The 16,552-nt window shown below is 37.4% G+C and carries 13 protein-coding genes, 1 pseudogene and 1 riboswitch; of the genes and pseudogenes, 8 read left to right on the forward strand and 6 right to left on the reverse strand.

Features of this window, described 5'->3' with window-relative positions:
* On the reverse strand, positions 1-1,405 hold a 1,405-nt coding region (locus tag A9G08_RS04715; protein ID WP_218058407.1), incomplete at its 3' end, for a hypothetical protein.
* A gap of 64 nt (positions 1,406-1,469) precedes the next feature.
* Entirely contained in the window at positions 1,470-2,792 is a 1,323-nt protein-coding gene (locus A9G08_RS04720; RefSeq protein WP_065562584.1) for a hypothetical protein, read from the reverse strand.
* A gap of 688 nt (positions 2,793-3,480) precedes the next feature.
* On the opposite strand from A9G08_RS04720, the gene A9G08_RS04725 reads away from it, so the two are divergent.
* The 5 genes from A9G08_RS04725 to A9G08_RS04745 are packed head-to-tail and all read left to right on the forward strand — an operon-like array spanning position 3,481 to position 8,506.
* Entirely contained in the window at positions 3,481-4,656 is a 1,176-nt protein-coding gene (locus tag A9G08_RS04725) for a pyridoxal phosphate-dependent aminotransferase (protein WP_065562585.1), read from the forward strand.
* A complete protein-coding gene (locus A9G08_RS04730) occupies positions 4,641-5,453 on the forward strand; it encodes a MetQ/NlpA family ABC transporter substrate-binding protein (protein ID WP_065562586.1) in 813 nt (270 codons plus the stop codon). The genes A9G08_RS04725 and A9G08_RS04730 overlap by 16 nt, the downstream gene beginning before the upstream one ends.
* A gap of 2 nt (positions 5,454-5,455) precedes the next feature.
* Positions 5,456-6,469: a methionine ABC transporter ATP-binding protein gene (locus tag A9G08_RS04735; RefSeq protein ID WP_065562587.1), complete on the forward strand. Its 1,014-nt coding sequence runs from the start codon at positions 5,456-5,458 to the stop codon at positions 6,467-6,469.
* Positions 6,469-7,140, forward strand: coding sequence for a methionine ABC transporter permease (locus A9G08_RS04740; RefSeq protein WP_065562588.1), 672 nt, complete (start codon positions 6,469-6,471; stop codon positions 7,138-7,140). Before A9G08_RS04735 ends, A9G08_RS04740 begins: the two co-directional genes overlap by 1 nt.
* Positions 7,141-7,153: 13 nt before the next feature.
* Positions 7,154-8,506: an FAD-binding oxidoreductase gene (locus tag A9G08_RS04745; RefSeq protein WP_065562589.1), complete on the forward strand. Its 1,353-nt coding sequence runs from the start codon at positions 7,154-7,156 to the stop codon at positions 8,504-8,506.
* A gap of 115 nt (positions 8,507-8,621) precedes the next feature.
* Here A9G08_RS04745 and A9G08_RS04750 read toward each other — a convergent pair whose 3' ends face one another.
* Together A9G08_RS04750 and clpB are read right to left on the reverse strand one after the other, a co-directional pair.
* Complete coding sequence (locus A9G08_RS04750) at positions 8,622-9,419, reverse strand: Cof-type HAD-IIB family hydrolase (protein ID WP_065562590.1); 798 nt, start codon at positions 9,417-9,419, stop codon at positions 8,622-8,624.
* A gap of 467 nt (positions 9,420-9,886) precedes the next feature.
* Positions 9,887-12,457 (reverse strand): ATP-dependent chaperone ClpB, encoded by a 2,571-nt coding sequence (clpB, locus tag A9G08_RS04755; RefSeq protein ID WP_065562591.1) that lies wholly within the window; start codon positions 12,455-12,457, stop codon positions 9,887-9,889.
* 269 nt (positions 12,458-12,726) lie between these two features.
* Positions 12,727-12,772, forward strand: a riboswitch (PreQ1 riboswitch).
* Positions 12,773-12,774: 2 nt separating this feature from the next.
* Between clpB and queD the strand changes: the two genes are divergently transcribed.
* Positions 12,775-13,203: a 6-carboxytetrahydropterin synthase QueD gene (gene queD, locus A9G08_RS04760; protein WP_065562592.1), complete on the forward strand. Its 429-nt coding sequence runs from the start codon at positions 12,775-12,777 to the stop codon at positions 13,201-13,203.
* Positions 13,200-13,814: a 7-carboxy-7-deazaguanine synthase QueE gene (locus A9G08_RS04765; protein WP_065562593.1), complete on the forward strand. Its 615-nt coding sequence runs from the start codon at positions 13,200-13,202 to the stop codon at positions 13,812-13,814. Before queD ends, A9G08_RS04765 begins: the two co-directional genes overlap by 4 nt.
* Positions 13,815-13,847: 33 nt before the next feature.
* Here the strand turns inward: A9G08_RS04765 and pgeF are convergent, their stop codons facing one another.
* Positions 13,848-14,597 carry a peptidoglycan editing factor PgeF gene (pgeF, locus tag A9G08_RS04770; protein WP_176701517.1) on the reverse strand — a complete coding sequence of 250 codons (750 nt, stop codon included), beginning with the start codon at positions 14,595-14,597 and terminating at the stop codon, positions 13,848-13,850.
* 9 nt (positions 14,598-14,606) lie between these two features.
* Positions 14,607-15,581 (reverse strand): 23S rRNA pseudouridine(1911/1915/1917) synthase RluD, encoded by a 975-nt coding sequence (rluD, locus tag A9G08_RS04775; protein WP_065562595.1) that lies wholly within the window; start codon positions 15,579-15,581, stop codon positions 14,607-14,609.
* A 92-nt stretch (positions 15,582-15,673) separates the two neighbouring features.
* On the opposite strand from rluD, the pseudogene bamD reads away from it, so the two are divergent.
* Positions 15,674-16,396 (forward strand): annotated as a pseudogene (gene bamD, locus A9G08_RS04780) (outer membrane protein assembly factor BamD); the annotation flags it as partial.
* Positions 16,397-16,552: the final 156 nt, after the last annotated feature.

Below are 16,552 nucleotides of genomic sequence, written 5' to 3' on the forward strand. Positions count from 1 at the left end.
ACTTATTACGAGTCACATACCAATCGTTGTAGAAATTGGCTCCAGAGTATAGGTACACAGTGCCCCACTCTGACAAGAGCCCTGCACCAATTCGTCGCTGAAAATGATTACCTGATGATGATGGGGTAGCACCTAAGCCATCAAAATTTGCATTAGTTAAATCCCTTACCGTCACAACTTTATAACCTCCTATTTTTTTACACAACGCACTTAATTCATCCAGTTTATTAACCCCATCACCGTTATTAACAAACCACTTATTTAACACAAAACCATACTTAACAACTTCGTTACCTCGACTGTCACGACCAATTAACTCGAAGGTCTGGGGTAGAGTCGGCTTAGCTATACGATTAGGATTCTTAGAATGCCATTGAGATGGCGGGATTACTGGACCGGTTAATGTAACGCGTAGAGTGGTATTGTTTAAATAGTACATATTCGCGGTTATACCCTCTCGTGAAACAGGCGCCCATGACAGCGGACCCACACCACCAATATCCAAATCAAAGTAAAAACCATGAGCACCCGTTGTAGGAAAATTTAAGTTATAAGATGATGGGGATGTTGACTGAATCCGAAAACCTTTATTACTGTCCCACAACCAATCTGGACCATTGTACTCTCTTCTCTCATGAACCACATTTGGCTTAACAAAACAAATCGCTGGCGGTAAATTAGGTTTAACATAATATGTTACACTTCCAGCACCATAGAAACGGCTATTAGGAACACCATAACGTGAACTCAATGTACTGAATGTATTACTTAATACAATTCGGTAGGGTGCATTACAAATATCCAGTACAGTATAACGTGAAACAGGTTGGTCGTTTTTATCAAAAATAGATAAATTTAAACTGCCTGTCGCAGAAATATCACCATCACCATCATCATCGCCCCAATAATTATACGGCCAACCGATAACGGTACTGAGCGCAACTGAATTGGTATTAGTTGGCACAAACATACTGATATCTGCAAAACTTTGCCCTACTATCGGTAGCACTATTGGAAAATTTGATGAGCTATTCGTTGACGGGGTATATCTCATTCCATTTGATAAAGTAATCCCTAGCAAACCGTCGGTATTAATTGCACGTGTGCGACCGCCATCAAATGTTAAATACGGAACATTACCATTAACAACATTTGATGTTTTAGATGTTAATGCATGGCCAGGAAAAGGATGAAAAGTAACCACCATTAACACTAAGAAGATTTGCCGGGATAATTTGGAACCACGAAATAAGCATTGAAAAGCACTTCGCAATGAACGACGAAGCGTTCTTAAATTTTCGTGGATGAATAAACTGAAATTGAAAAATAAGCGTTGAATGCTTAAATTAAATGAATTTAAATGATAAATTGGCCTGTTTTGTCCATGTTTGAAATTATAATGCATAGCTGCCATCCTTGCTGATTAATATTCTGATTTATATATTTTTTATGCTTACTCATTAATGTAACTAAGGCGAAACACAAAGCCCGTAGTGAGTGTAGTAGTTATACCAACCCACAGCACCGTTGTATGCAGAAACAACAAGCATGTCTTTATCAATAGGGTCGTTTGTCCAGTAAAAGCTGAAAGTGAAATTGGCGTTGGCGTAGTTGGACACAGTTCCCCACTCGGTAAAAAGGCCTGCACCAATCTGACGCTGGTAATAATTACCCGATGATGAAGGCGTAGCGCCAGATATAGTTTCTCCTTTTGCTGAACGAACAGCATTAGTTAAATCTTTTATCTTAACCATCCGATAACCTAGACTATTACACCAAGATAATGTATCCGAATAATGGTAAGAGCTAGTGCCTCGATTGACGAACCACTGTTTTAACTCAAATCCATACTTAACAGCTTTATTACCTTGACTATCTCGTCCGACTAACTCGAATATCTGAGGTAAAGTAGGTATAGCAATACTATCTGGGGGATTAGATGCCCATTGGGATGAACTCGCAACTGGACCGGTTAAGGTAACGCGTACACTTGTAGCGGTAGAATTAGTCATTGTCGCGGTGATACCGCCATGAGAAACTGGAGACCAAGACAATGGTTGATCACTACCGATAATGTCTAAATCAAAGTATAAGTTGTTAGCACCAGTAGTCGGAAAATTTTGACCATAAAATAACGGGGAAAGTGTTTGAGTAAGAAACCCTTTACTTGGGTTCCAAATCGAAGCTGGACCACGGAAGTCTATATCATAACCGTTCTCATTAATATCACCTAATTCTAAATTAGGTCTGGAAAAACAAACCTCTGGTGCAACCTTAGAATTTATATAATAGGTCACATTTCCAGCGCTAAAACTACGACTATTAGGTATGCCATAACGTGTGGTTAAGCTACCTTCAGTACTAACTAATTCAACCCTATAAGGCGCATTACAAATCGATAGTACAGTATCACGCGATACAGGTTGATCGTATTTATCCTCGATAGATAAACTTAAAGTACCGGTTGCAGTAACATCACCATCTCCATCATCATCTCCCCAATAATTATATGGCGAATCAACTAGCGTATTGAGTTCAACAAAATCAGTGTTAGTTGGCACCATCATACCTATATCTGCAAAACTTTGACCAACTTCAGGTAACTCTATTGGTGTTCTGGATGAATTATTCGTTGATGGTGTGTATTGCATTCCATTGGATAGCGTAATACTTAATAAACCTTCAGTATCAACAATACGAGTATGACCACCATCGTAAGTTAGATACGGCACACTACCATGAATTATATTGGTTGTTTTAGAGGTTAATGCATGGCTAGAAAAAGGGATCAAAAAAAACAAGCCGAGAAAGATCAACTCCGATAAAAGAGATCGTTTAAAGGATCGTAAAAAAGATCGCGCAAAAATTTTGGAAATTTCGCTGAATTTAGCGAAAAAATGAACTTTTGTGAAAAATGAAGATTGAGCGCTTAAGTTTAGCGAATTTAAATTAGAGGTTGGCCAAGTTGCCTGTTGCCTGTTGCCTGTTGAAAATTATAGAACATCTGCGACAATCCTGTCAAGTATATTTTTGATTTATTTACTATTTTTCTATTTATTGTTTTAGCTATCCCGCTAAAACTATGTAAAAAGTATAGTGACTGAAAAAAACAGGTGCAATACTTTTTTTACCTTAGATTGTTAACTTTCGTAAAGAAGATCATAAAAAAGCATGATTGAAAAAACAACTACCCATTGTTTTAATTGGAAATATAATACTTACAAAACTTTAATAATCATAATTATTGATCTTAAAAAATGTTATCTTATCGTTTAAAATTAATAATGTTGATCATTAAATAATTTTGAAGTGGAATTTATAAGATCAAAAACCCCGCTCCTCAACTTTTTTAAAATCTAGTCGCTATTTTCGACTCCGTTATAAGAAAAAAGTATAACTATATATAAATATATTATTTAACCGTTATAGAAAGATTTATATTATAATCTCCAACTTCATAATTTTAATATATAAAAAACAATGCATAAACTAGCCAATCGACTCGATCACTTTTCCGATTCGGTTATCCGTCGGATGACTCGGATCGCTAATCAATATCAAGCTATCAATTTGTCACAGGGTTTTCCAGATTTTGATCCGCCGAAACCTTTAATCGATGCGTTAAAACAAGCTGCCGATTGTGGTCCTCATCAATATGAGATCACTTGGGGATCGGCTGAGTTTCGGCGTCTGTTAGCTAAAAAGCAACAAAAGTTAATGCAAATTGATATCAACCCAGACGAAAACGTGTTGGTTACTTGTGGTAGCACCGAGGCGATGATGTGTGCGGTAATGACGGTTTGTAATCCAAAAGATAAAGTTATTATCTTTTCGCCGTTTTATGAGAATTACGGAGCGGACGCCATTCTTTCTGATGCCATCCCAATTTATGTGCCTTTGATCCCACCGACATTTGAATTTGATAAACAGCAACTTCGTGAAGCTTTTGAACAAGGCGCTAAGGCGCTGATTTTATGTAATCCTAGCAATCCTTGTGGCAAGGTATTTACTAAGGATGAGCTTGATTATATCAGTCAATTGGCGATTGAGTTTGATGCCTACATTATTACCGATGAAGTGTATGAGCATATGGTTTATGCTCCGCATAAACATCTTTATTTGGCAGGTTTTCCAAATATGAAAGAGCGGACTATTTGTTGTAGCTCGTTGTCGAAAACCTATTCGATAACCGGTTGGCGCCTTGGTTATATTATTGCTGATAAAAGGATTATAGATGGTTGTAAGATGATCCATGATTTTCTTACCGTTGGCGCTGCTGCCCCACTACAAAAAGCAGCTTGTGCAGGGTTAGCTTTAGGAGATGATTATTATCAACAATTGACCGAAACTTACACCGCTAAGCGCCGTTTATTTTTGAACGGATTAGATGAGTTAGGCCTTGCTTATTATGAGCCTCAAGGTGCGTATTATGTTTTAGTGGATATTTCGGCGTTTAATCCATTTAAGACCGATTTTGAATTTTGCGAATGGTTAATTAAAGAAGTCGGCGTAGCAGCTGTGCCGGGATCGGCCTTTTTTAAACATCCTGAATATCGTTATATTCGTTTCCATTTTGCTAAACAAGAACCAACGCTGATTGCAGCTTTAGAAAGATTATCCAAACTTAAGGAAAAATTATTATGTTTAAAAAATTAATTGTGGCAAGTTTAGTCATTTTAATTTCAGTATTAACTGGCTGTGATAATGCTAAAAAAGAGAATCAAATTACAGTTGGTGTTGCAGCTGGTCCTTATGGCGACATGTTTAAACAAGCTATTGCGCCTGGATTAGAAAAGAAAGGTTACCATATCGAAATTCGTGAATTTAGCGATTATGTTCAACCAAACTTAGCATTAGCAAATAGAGATATTGATGTTAATTTATTTCAACATTTAACTTATCTTAATAATTTTAAGCAAGCGCGTAATTTAGATATTATGGCGATTGGTTTTGTACCAACAGCTGGCGCAGGAATTTATTCAAATAAAATTACTGACTTTTCGCAATTAAAACAAGGCGATCAAGTGACTATTTCAAGCGATGTTACTAACGAAGCTCGTGCTTTACGCATTTTAGAAGCAGCTGGGTTGATTAAGCTTGATCCAAATGTGGATAAAAACAATTTAACCCCTAAAAACATTATCGAAAACCGTTATGGTTTAGAGATTGTGCCAATTGAAGCACCACAAACTCCACGTTCGCTTGACAATGTTGCGTTATCAGTGGTTAATGGTAATTATGCAATTGGTGCGGGTTTAGATCTTTCTAAGGCGCTTTATCATGAAGTGTTAGATAAAGATCATAAAAATGTTATTGCGATTCGCACTGAATCAAAAGATACATTAGGTAAAGACATTATCGACGTGCTTAAATCACCTGAGTTTGCTCAAGTCATTAATGATAAAAATGGTATTTTCTATACCTTCCAAAAACCTGATTATCAGTTATTTTAATTATGCAGACTTTAATTCAAGTAAAAGATGTTTCTGTAAGATTTAAAGCCAAAGATCAAGTTGTTGAAGCGGTTAAAAAGGTCTCGTTTGATGTCAATCAAGGCGAGATCTTCGGGATCATTGGTTCGAGCGGTGCGGGAAAAAGTACTTTAGTAAGAACGCTTAATCGGCTTGCTGAACCTTCGTCCGGGCAAGTTATTATTAATGGTGTTGATATTCAAACCTTACGTGGGCGTGAATTGCAAGCGTTTCGTTTTCATGTTGGGATGATTTTTCAGAACTTTAATTTAGCATCATCAAAAACCGTTTATGAAAATATTGCTTTTGTGCTTAAAGCCGCTGGTAAAAAAGGCGATGCGGTTAAAAATAGAGTCAACGAATTGCTTGCTTTAGTTGGGTTAAGTGATAAAGCGAATGCCTACCCTGCTGAACTCAGTGGTGGGCAAAAACAACGAGTCGGTATTGCCAGAGCGCTGGCTAATGACGCCAAAATTTTGTTGTGTGATGAAGCCACCAGTGCTTTAGATCCAACTACTACCAGCGCGATTCTTGATTTGTTAAAACAGCTTAATCAAAAATTTGGTTTAACTATTGTTTTAATCACCCATGAAATTGATGTGGTTAAAAAAATCTGCCACCGAGTTGCGGTAATGTCACAAGGTGAAATTGTCGAAATGAATACCACGTTTAACCTTTTTGCCTGCCCTAAACAGCCATTCACACAAGAATTTCTTAATATCGATGAAAATACCCATTTGCCAGATATTATAAAGCAAAATGTAAAAGGAAAATTGGTCCGTTTGCGCTACATTAATGAAAACACTACCCAGCCAATTCTGTATCAATCAGCGATTGAAACGGGTGTGTCATTTAATATTTTGCATGGGTTTATTGAATATTTCGACAATCAAGCTTTAGGTAATTTGGTGATCGAGCTTATTGGTGAATCGAATAATATCCAAAATTTAATCACCAAATTGGCCGATCAAGAAGTTATTATTGAGGAAATAAACTAATGATTAAACTCACCATTAACGAAATAGCGCAAATGTTATGGAAAGCCGCTTACGAGACATTCATTATGGTAAGTTGGTCATTATTAGCTGGTTTGATCTTCGGCACATTAATCGGATTATTGCTGTTTTTAATGTCAAATCAATTCTTCTTTAAAAATAGAATCATTAACAGTATTGCGAATTTTATCGTCAATGCAACCCGTTCAATTCCATTTTTAATTCTGATGGTTACGGTGTTACCTTTAGGCGCGCTGTTGGTTGATACCGCAGTGGGTCCTAAAGCGGTAATTTTACCGCTTTCACTTGCCGCTATTGCATTTTATGCACGATTAGCAGAAAACGCTTTTAGCCAAATTGATAAAGGCGTGATCGAAGCTGCGGTAGCAAGTGGTGCATCACATATGCGTATTATTTTTGGGATATTGTTTCCTGAGGCAATGGCGCAATTAATACGACACGCAACAGTTACCACAATTTCACTTATCAGCTTTAGCTCAATGGCTGGGGTTGTTGGTGGCGGTGGTATTGGTGATTTGGCGATCAGCTATGGTTATCAACGCTATGTAACCGAGGTGCTTATTTTGTGTATTGTTATTCTTATTTTTATTGTGATGGTGATTCAATACCTCGGTGACAAGTTAGCCAATCACTTTGATAGAAGCTATAAATAGTGGGTAATTTAGTATGAACAATCTTATCATTAAAGATTCAAAACGCATTGTTTTGGCAGATGCCATCCCACAATCCTACTTGACCGATGGTTTAAAGCTTAAATATGGGCAGGCTGATATATTAGTTTATCCTAAAACAACCGAAGAAGTAGCGGATGTGGTTAAATTTGCCAATGCCAATAATCTGAATATTACCACTCGCGGTGCTGGGACGAATTTAGTGGGTTCAACCATTCCTAATGGTGGCATTATTCTTGATTTATCATTGATGAATGAGATTGTTGAGTTAGACAAGGAAACTTTCACTATTACGGTACAGCCCGGCATTTTATTGCAGGATTTACAACAGTTTGTTGAGCAGTATGATCTTTTTTATCCACCTGATCCGGGCGCTAAAACCTCCACTATTGGCGGAAATATCAGTACTAATGCAGGAGGGATGCGTGCGGTAAAATACGGTGTAACTCGTGACTATGTGCAAGCACTTGAGGTGGTGATGGCAGATGGGAGTGTGTTAAATATTGGCAGTAAAAATGTTAAGGACAATACTGGGCTTACTTTAAAGCATCTGTTTATTGGCAGTGAAGGTACTTTAGGCATCATTACCCAATGTACATTAAAACTGATCGCCAAGCCGAAAGTATCTCAAACATTTGTTGTTGGTTTTAATACTATTGAGCAGGCTATTGCCAGTATCACAACCATTTTACATACCCTAACGCCAACCGCGCTAGAGTTTGTGGAACGTAAAGTTGCACAATGGGGCGAAAAGTATTCAGGATTTCAATTCCCACTACCTCATAGCCAAGCTTATTTGATTATTATGCTTGATGGATCAGATCAACAATCCATCGAACAGCAACGAAAGCAATTATTAGCGAATTTAGGTGATTGTGACTATTTTGTTGCTGAAGATAGCAATCAAGCTAGTCAAATTTGGACGATTCGCGGTTCATTTGTGCGAGCGGTTGAGGCAGTGACCGAACAAGATCCGATTGATATTGTGGTTCCAATAAATCGTATTGCTGATTTTATTCACTTCACCAAACAGCTTGAAGCAAAAACCAAGGTACGCATGTTAGCCTTTGGTCACGCTGGTGATGGAAATATTCATCTATGCATTTTGCGTGATGATCGTGATGATAAACAGTGGGATACCGATCTACAGCAAGTTCATCAAGCTCTTTATCAAAAATGCCTTGAACTTGGTGGATTACCTTCGGCAGAACATGGCATTGGTACAGCGAAAGTGAGCTATTATAATGATGCTATTCCTAAAGCCAATCGCCAACTTATGCGCGCTATCAAGCAGCAGTTTGATCCGAAGAATTTACTTAATAATCAGGTTTATATGACTATGATTTAATCTGAGTAGTATTTTAATGATTGCTTTTAGATGAGATAAATCAGTGGCAAATTGAGAATAAATAAAGTTGAGGAGCGGGGTTTTTGAAGTCTTAAAAACCCCGCTCCTCAATTTTTTATTGAAGCGCTAACATAAGTTGTATTGTTGTCATTACGGCACTTTCATTATTTGAACCAGTAATAAATTTAGCTACTGCTTTAGTTTCGTCGAAAGCATTACGCATTGCGAAGCTGTAATTGGCTTGTTCGAGTAGTTCAATGTCGTTGAGGCCATCACCAAATGCCATTGTTTCCTGGTAGGTGATATTTAGGATTTGTTGTAGTTTTTTGATAGTATTGCCTTTGTGGACGTTGTGTTCAGTGATATCTATCCAAGCGGCTTCTGATACGACGATGTAAACGTCATTATCATACGGTGTTAGGTGCTTGCGTGTTTGTGGGCATTGTTCTTTTTCGTCATACACGGTAATTTTGATAAAGTTGTCAGCGACAGTTTTAAAATCATCCACTTCGATGATTGTTGCATACGATCCTCGGACTTTTTGTTTTAGGTGTGCAGGCAAATTAGATTTGATTACTGCACCTTTTGCAGTACATGCAATGATGACATGCTCTTGACTGGCTTGTTCAAGGGTTTTGATGATACGTTGACCAAGTTGATTTTCAATGAAAGAGCGATAGATAAATTCACCTTTATGTTTGATTGTGGTGGCACTATCGCCTACTATCCAAATTTTATCGAGATAATCGGCAAAGAGTTCTTCTACTCGTTCACACTGTTTTCCAGTACATGCAACAAATTGGACGTTTTGTTTTGCCATAAGGTCATAGACTTGAGTGAATAATGTTCGGTCATAGTCGCCTTGGCTATTTAAGAATGTTCCATCTAAATCAGTGATGATTAACTTGATCATATTTGCGTCCTTTAGAATGAATTAACTGGCTCTTTATTCATTTTGCCAAATTCTCTATAGAGAAACAATATGATAAAGCCGAAATAGAGATGAACATTTAATTCCATCTTTTTTATTAATTGAAAGGATTAAACCCAAAATATTACCAATTTTTATAGTCAATAAGGCGGTTATTTAGGTGTTAAATTTAGGTTATAAATTTAAGACAAGAATTTTTTCTAATTAGTTGAACTGTCAATTTTAAGTTTTAAGATTTTCTACAAAAAAGTCTGACAAGAAACTTTCAGGATTTTTATTTTCTAATTATTTCTGCAATTAACACCTCAAAAAACCAGCTCCTCAACTTTTTTTATTTAATTGAGATGCGCATGGTGGCCGTATTAGTGATAAAAAAAGCCTGAAAATTTCTTTTCAGGCTTTTTGGCTTATTTATATTGTTGCCTATTCGACGCAATAAGTAAGTAACCTTATTGTTTTGCAACAATATTTCCATCATCTACGTCTAGATGAATCTTTTTACCAGGCACTAATTTACCCGATAAAATTTGTTGAGCTAGTGGGTTTTCAATCTCTTGCTGTATTGCACGTTTCAATGGTCTTGCACCATAAATTGGGTCGAAGCCAACTTTGGCAAGTTGTTCTAGTGCACTATCAGAGATATCCATTTCATATCCACGTTCTTCTAGGCGTTTTTCAACATGAGCGAGTTGTATTTTTGCAATTGCTTTAATGTTTTCTTGACCTAGTGGGTGGAATACCACTGTTTCATCAATTCGGTTAATAAATTCCGGTCTGAAATGTTGGGTTACCACTGTCATAACTAAAGCTTTCATTTCGTCATAACTTAGTTCGACGTGACCTTGAATTAGGTCTGAACCTAAGTTAGATGTCATGATAATGACTGTGTTTCTAAAATCCACAGTTCTGCCTTGTCCATCAGTTAATCGGCCATCATCAAGCACTTGTAATAAAATATTAAATACATCTGGGTGCGCTTTTTCAACTTCATCAAGTAGGATGACGGAGTATGGTCGACGTCTTACTGCTTCAGTTAAATAGCCACCTTCTTCATAACCAACATATCCAGGAGGTGCACCGATTAATCGAGCCACGGAATGTTTTTCCATGAATTCGGACATGTCAATTCGAACCATTGCATCTTCACTGTCAAACATGAAGTTAGCTAAGGCTTTACAAAGTTCAGTTTTACCTACCCCTGTTGGTCCTAAAAATAGGAAGGATCCAATCGGTTTGTTAGGGTCAGATAGCCCTGCTCGACTGCGACGAATCGCATTAGCAACGGCAACAACCGCTTCGTCTTGACCGATTACACGTTTGTGTAAGGCTTCTTCCATGTGAAGTAGTTTATCTTTTTCGCTTTCAAGCATTCTTGATACAGGAATACCCGTTGCTTTAGATAGTACTTCGGCAATTTCGTTATCGGTGACTTTGTTACGCAATAACTTCATGGTTTTGCCTTCTAATTGCGTTGCAGAAGCCAATTTCTTTTCTAACTCTGGAATTTTGCCATATTGTAATTCGGACATTTTGTTCAAGTCACCCATTCGGCGAGCTTGTTCTATCTCGGTACGCGCTTTTTCCAGCTCCGCCTTGATATTTTGAGTGCCCGAAAGTGCAGCCTTCTCTGACTTCCACTCTTCTTCAAGTGATGCATAATCCTTTTCTTTTTCAGCAAGTTCATCGTTTAACATCTCTAGTCGTTTTTTACTTGCATCATCAGACTCTTTCTTGAGCGCTTGTTGTTCAAGTTTGAGTTGGATAATACGTCTTTCAAGTCGATCCAATGATTCTGGTTTTGAATCCATTTGCATACGGATGCTTGATGCTGCTTCGTCGATTAAGTCGATCGCTTTATCGGGTAACATTCGATCAGAGATGTAACGATGCGATAAAGTTGCAGCAGCAACAATGGCTGGATCAGTAATTTGTACGTGGTGATGGAGTTCATAGCGCTCTTTTAAACCACGTAAGATTGCGATCGTGTCTTCAACTGTTGGTTCTGCCACATAGACTTTTTGGAATCGACGTTCTAATGCTGGATCTTTTTCTATGTATTGACGATATTCATCAAGTGTAGTTGCCCCTACGCAGTGTAGTTCACCTCGAGCTAATGCTGGTTTTAACATGTTTCCAGCATCCATCGCCCCGTCACTTTTACCTGCACCAACCATGGTGTGAATTTCATCAATAAATAAAATTATGCTGCCTTCCGCTTTGGCAATATCTTTTAATACCGCTTTTAAGCGTTCTTCAAATTCACCACGATATTTAGCACCAGCAATTAATGCCCCCATATCTAATGATAATACGCGCTTGTTACGTAATCCTTCTGGCACTTCTCGGTTAACAATTCGTTGTGCAAGTCCTTCAACAATAGCGGTTTTACCAACACCTGGTTCACCAATGAGTACTGGGTTGTTTTTAGTTCTACGTTGTAATACTTGTATTGTGCGACGAATTTCTTCATCACGACCGATTACTGGGTCAAGTTTTCCTTGTTCTGCGCGTTCAGTTAGGTCAATGGTGTATTTTTTTAATGCACCACGTTGATCTTCAGCATTAGGATCGTTCACGTTATCACTTCCTCTCACTTGGTTAACAGCTTGGCTAAATTTTTCTTTAGTAACGCCTGCTTTTTTTAAGATATCTGCTAGGCTTCCTTTTTCATCTAATGCCGCTAATATAAATAGTTCAGACGAGATGTAGCTATCGCCATTTTTTTGGGATAATTTATCGCATAAATTTAAGATTTTAATAAATTCTTGTGATGGTATAACTTCACCACCGATACCTTGAACTTGTGGTAAGCGTTCGATTGCTTGATTTAGTTCTTGTTGTAATGTCGCAACATTCGCGCCTGAAGCAGCAAGTAATGGATTTATACTGCTTCCTTCTTGGTTTAACATGGCTGATAGCACATGTATAGGCTCTATGTATTGATTGTCTTTACCTAATGCCATTGATTGAGCATCAGCTAAAGCTTGTTGAAACTTGTTTGTGAGTTTATCTAACCTCATATTATTTATCTCCTAAGCAATAGATTTGGTTTAAATGTTTAAAACATTCAATCCATTTGCATATTCACTAAATAAGTGTGGAAGAATAAATTTCAAGAGCTGATTAACAATATTTTTGACGATTTTTTGAAACAAAGATGTATATATATTACTCGTTTCTTCGCGAAAGATAAAGTAGCTTGAAAAATCATCGATTAATCAATAAGGTTGAGAAAATTTAGGTGACACATGGTTTTTTATCCTTTATATTAGCCTCGCTTTTAAGTTAGCCCACCGTGGTTCGTGATCCATCCCACGTAAAAAAACTAGGAAATTATATGTTTAAAATTGCTAAAGAGTTTCAATTTGATGCTTGTCATATGCTTGATGGGCATAATGGAAAATGTCATAACCTTCATGGTCATACCTACCGTTTGTTAGTCGAGATCAGCGATGATCTTATTTCCAGTGGATCCAGCGCTGATATGGTAATGGATTATGCTGATCTTAAGTTGATTGTAAAACAGCAGATTGTTGATCAATTGGATCATGCTTATCTTTATCATCAAGATAATGCTAATGAACGCAAAATAGCTATGCTTTTAGAACAAATGGAACGTAAAGTTTTTGCTTTTCCTTGCCGTACTACGGCGGAAGGAATGAGTAAATTTATTTTCGAACGTTTGTCTCAGTTTTTGCCGGTGTCGATGATTAAGCTTTGGGAGACCCCCTCTTCTTATTGTGAGTATCATCGGAGCGAAAAATGATTGAGTATCGCATTGTTGAAATCTTCGAATCTTTACAGGGCGAAGGTTATAATACGGGTATGCCTGCTATTTTTATTCGGTTTGCTGGTTGTAATTTGAATTGTAGTTGGTGCGATACTAATTTTCGTCATTTTAAGCGCTTTTCGTTAGAGCAATTACTGGCGATGGTCGGGCAATATAAGAGTTCCAATATTATTATCACTGGTGGTGAGCCTACTATGGTTAGAGATTTACCTATATTGTTGTCCCATTTGAAGCAGGCTGGTTATTATATTGCTATTGAGAGTAATGGGCTGGGTAAGGTTGATCCATTAATTGATTATGTTGCACTGAGTCCTAAATTTTGTTATCAAAGCCGTTACCAAAACATTCTGCAATCAACTGCCAATGAAGTTCGAATCGTCGCTGAAAAACAAGCGGGCTTTATCGATTTTTGTCACTTCATTGAACAGCATATTGAAGCTAAGCGTTACTATTTGTCTCCTTGCGAGATAAATGGTGAGATGAATATGTTTGATACCATTGAGTTGTTAGGTCAGATTAACCATAATCGTATCGATAATAAATGGCTGTTAAGTTTACAGACTCATAAGTTTGCTGATATTGAGTAGTTTTTTATTAACTGCCATTAAACTAGTGGTTTATCACTTTTCTTCAAACCATATCATTGTCGCCATTCTTCCCGTTTTGTTTTCTCTTCGATAGGAGTAAAACAGATCGCGCTCAGTATACGTGCAATAATTACCACCATAAATTTGAGTAATTCCGATCGCGTTTAATCGCTGTTTAGCTATCATGTAAAGGTCGGCCAGATATTTTTTGCCTTCGATAAATTTGAATGCATGGTGAGCATTTTTGTCATACTCTTCAAATTGTTCTTTAACTTCAATACCTACTTCAAATTTTTGTGCACTGATTGCTGGTCCTAGCCAGACGAGAATTTCATTGGTGTTGCATTGAAATTTTTTTGCGGTTTCTTCTAAAATACCATGGCATAGTCCTCGCCAACCCGCATGAGCAGCAGCAACTTGATCGCCTTTAACTGAGCAAAATAGTACCGGCATACAATCAGCAGTTAAAACTACACTGACCTGATTAGCTTGCTTAGTGTAGGAGCCATCAGCTTCAAATCGTGTCGTATTGATTGCTGGTTTTACTTTTGTGATATCCACGACAGTTGTACTGTGTGTTTGATTTAACCAATAAGGTTCACTCGGCACTTTTTCCGCTTGTATTAAGCGATTTCTATTTTCTACGATGTTATTTAAGTCATCCCCTGTTCGACTGCCTAAATTTAAGCTGTCAAAAGGGGGAAGGCTTACCCCTCCAATGCGAGTGGAGGTGAAAGCGCGAACATTACTCGGTGCAGGCCAATAAGGATATATTGATTTAATCATTTTTATTTACCAATCAAGTTCATCTTTATGAAGTTCTGTATCTTCTTGTAACGCATGAATTAATGTTAACATATCATCCGGTATTGGCGCATGCCACTCCATAAGTTCACCTGTAATTGGATGATATAAACGTAGCATTGTTGCATGTAAAGCTTGACGATCAAATTCTCGTAGCGTTTGGATAAAGGATTCACTCGCGCCTTTTGGTGGTCTTGGTCGTCCGCCATAAAGTGGATCACCAACGAGTGGGTGCGCGATATGAGCCATATGTACACGAATTTGGTGAGTTCGGCCAGTTTCTAGCCTTAGCCGTAGTCGAGTATGAAGTCGATATTTTTCCATGACTCGATAATGGGTTACCGCTGGCTTTCCTGTCGGGAATACGGCCATATGCGTGCGTTTAGTAGGATGGCGAGTGATCGGCTGGTCGATTGTGCCACCTGCTGTAATTATGCCCATCGCTACCGCTTCATATTCACGTGTAATTTCACGACGTTGTAGGGATTCAACTAGGTGGGTTTGTGCCTCGATGGTTTTAGCGACGACCATTAGCCCAGTTGTGTCTTTATCTAAACGATGAACAATACCCGCTCTTGGTACTCTTGAAATATCTGGGTAGTGATAAAGCAATGCGTTTAGCACTGTACCATTTGGGTTACCTGCGCCGGGGTGAACAACAAGATCGCGAGGTTTGTTGATAACCAAGATATCATCATCTTCATAAACAATATTGAGTTCGATATTTTCAGGTTGGTGATACGTTTCTTCTTCGATTTCAACGTCTATCGTTATTTTTTCTCCACCGAGAACTTTTTCTTTAGGTTTGTTTACAATATTATTATTAACTAACACGTGATTATTGACGATCCATTCTTTAATTCTAGATCTCGAGTAATCAGGGAAAAGCTCTGACAAAGCTTGATCCAGACGCATTCCAAGTTGTGTAGGTTCTATTTCAGATGAAAGTTTTAACTTGTGCATGTGTAATTTATCTATTTTAAGCTGTTATGATTTAGAGTATTATATACTAATCATTGCCTTTAATGTTTAATTATATTTTGGATTAAAACTGAATGAAACTTCGTTTAAATACTTTGTTAGCCATCGCTTTAAGTAGCGCACTAATTGGTTGTACGAGTACAAAGCCTGATGTTGAAAATGTATCAGAAATTGAGTTACACAATAAAGCCAAAAGTGAGCTTGAAGGTGGGAATTTAAAATCGAGTATTACTGTTTTAGAAACAATTGATAAAAATTATCCTTTTGGACCTTATTCACAACAAGTTCAACTCGATTTGATTTATGCTTATTATAAAAATGCGGATTATCCTATGGCCATTGCGTCAATTGACCGCTTTTTAAAATTAAATCCAACCCATCCTAATATCGATTGGGTGATTTATATGCGCGGTATTAACAATATGGCGCAAAATGATAATACTATTCAGGGTTGGTTTAATGTTGATCGTTCAGATCGTGACCCTGAATTTGCGATGGCAGCATTTAAAGATTTTACTTATTTGGTTTCTAGTTTTCCTACCAGTAGTTATGCCGCTGATGCAAAAAAACGTTTAGTATATTTAAAGAACCGTATCGCTCGCTATGAGTTAAAAGTGGCTCAATATTATACTAATCGTGGCGCTTATGTTGCCGTGGTAAATCGAGTCATTCAAATGTTAGCGTTATTTCCAGATACTGATTCAACAAAAACAGCATTATCGTTATTGAGTAATGCTTATAATGAATTAGGTTTGACTGACGAAAGCCAAAAAGTCGATAAACTGATACAAGCTAATCTTGAAAATATGCCTGTTGAAGAGAAGAAATCTTACTTTTCTCGCTTCTTAAGTGTATTTAATGGTGGTTAATTTAGTTCAGATCTAAAAAATAATGGCTATTTAAATATTTAAATAGCCATTTTTTTATCAGTAATTTATAAACAATATATGCCC

Source organism: Gilliamella sp. wkB195 (assembly GCF_001690445.1).
In the GTDB taxonomy this organism is placed as follows: domain Bacteria; phylum Pseudomonadota; class Gammaproteobacteria; order Enterobacterales; family Orbaceae; genus Gilliamella; species Gilliamella apicola_E.

Bases quoted from the DNA above. Each gene is read 5' to 3' on its own strand.
- A9G08_RS04745 (WP_065562589.1), top strand. From the start codon at position 7,154: ATGAACAATCTTATCATTAAAGATTCAAAACGCATTGTTTTGGCAGAT.
- A9G08_RS04750 (WP_065562590.1), bottom strand. From the start codon at position 9,419: ATGATCAAGTTAATCATCACTGATTTAGATGGAACATTCTTAAATAGC.
- A9G08_RS04730 (WP_065562586.1), top strand. From the start codon at position 4,641: ATGTTTAAAAAATTAATTGTGGCAAGTTTAGTCATTTTAATTTCAGTA.
- A9G08_RS04735 (WP_065562587.1), top strand. From the start codon at position 5,456: ATGCAGACTTTAATTCAAGTAAAAGATGTTTCTGTAAGATTTAAAGCC.
- A9G08_RS04725 (WP_065562585.1), top strand. From the start codon at position 3,481: ATGCATAAACTAGCCAATCGACTCGATCACTTTTCCGATTCGGTTATC.
- A9G08_RS04765 (WP_065562593.1), top strand. From the start codon at position 13,200: ATGATTGAGTATCGCATTGTTGAAATCTTCGAATCTTTACAGGGCGAA.
- A9G08_RS04740 (WP_065562588.1), top strand. From the start codon at position 6,469: ATGATTAAACTCACCATTAACGAAATAGCGCAAATGTTATGGAAAGCC.
- rluD (WP_065562595.1), bottom strand. From the start codon at position 15,581: ATGCACAAGTTAAAACTTTCATCTGAAATAGAACCTACACAACTTGGA.
- queD (WP_065562592.1), top strand. From the start codon at position 12,775: ATGTTTAAAATTGCTAAAGAGTTTCAATTTGATGCTTGTCATATGCTT.
- clpB (WP_065562591.1), bottom strand. From the start codon at position 12,457: ATGAGGTTAGATAAACTCACAAACAAGTTTCAACAAGCTTTAGCTGAT.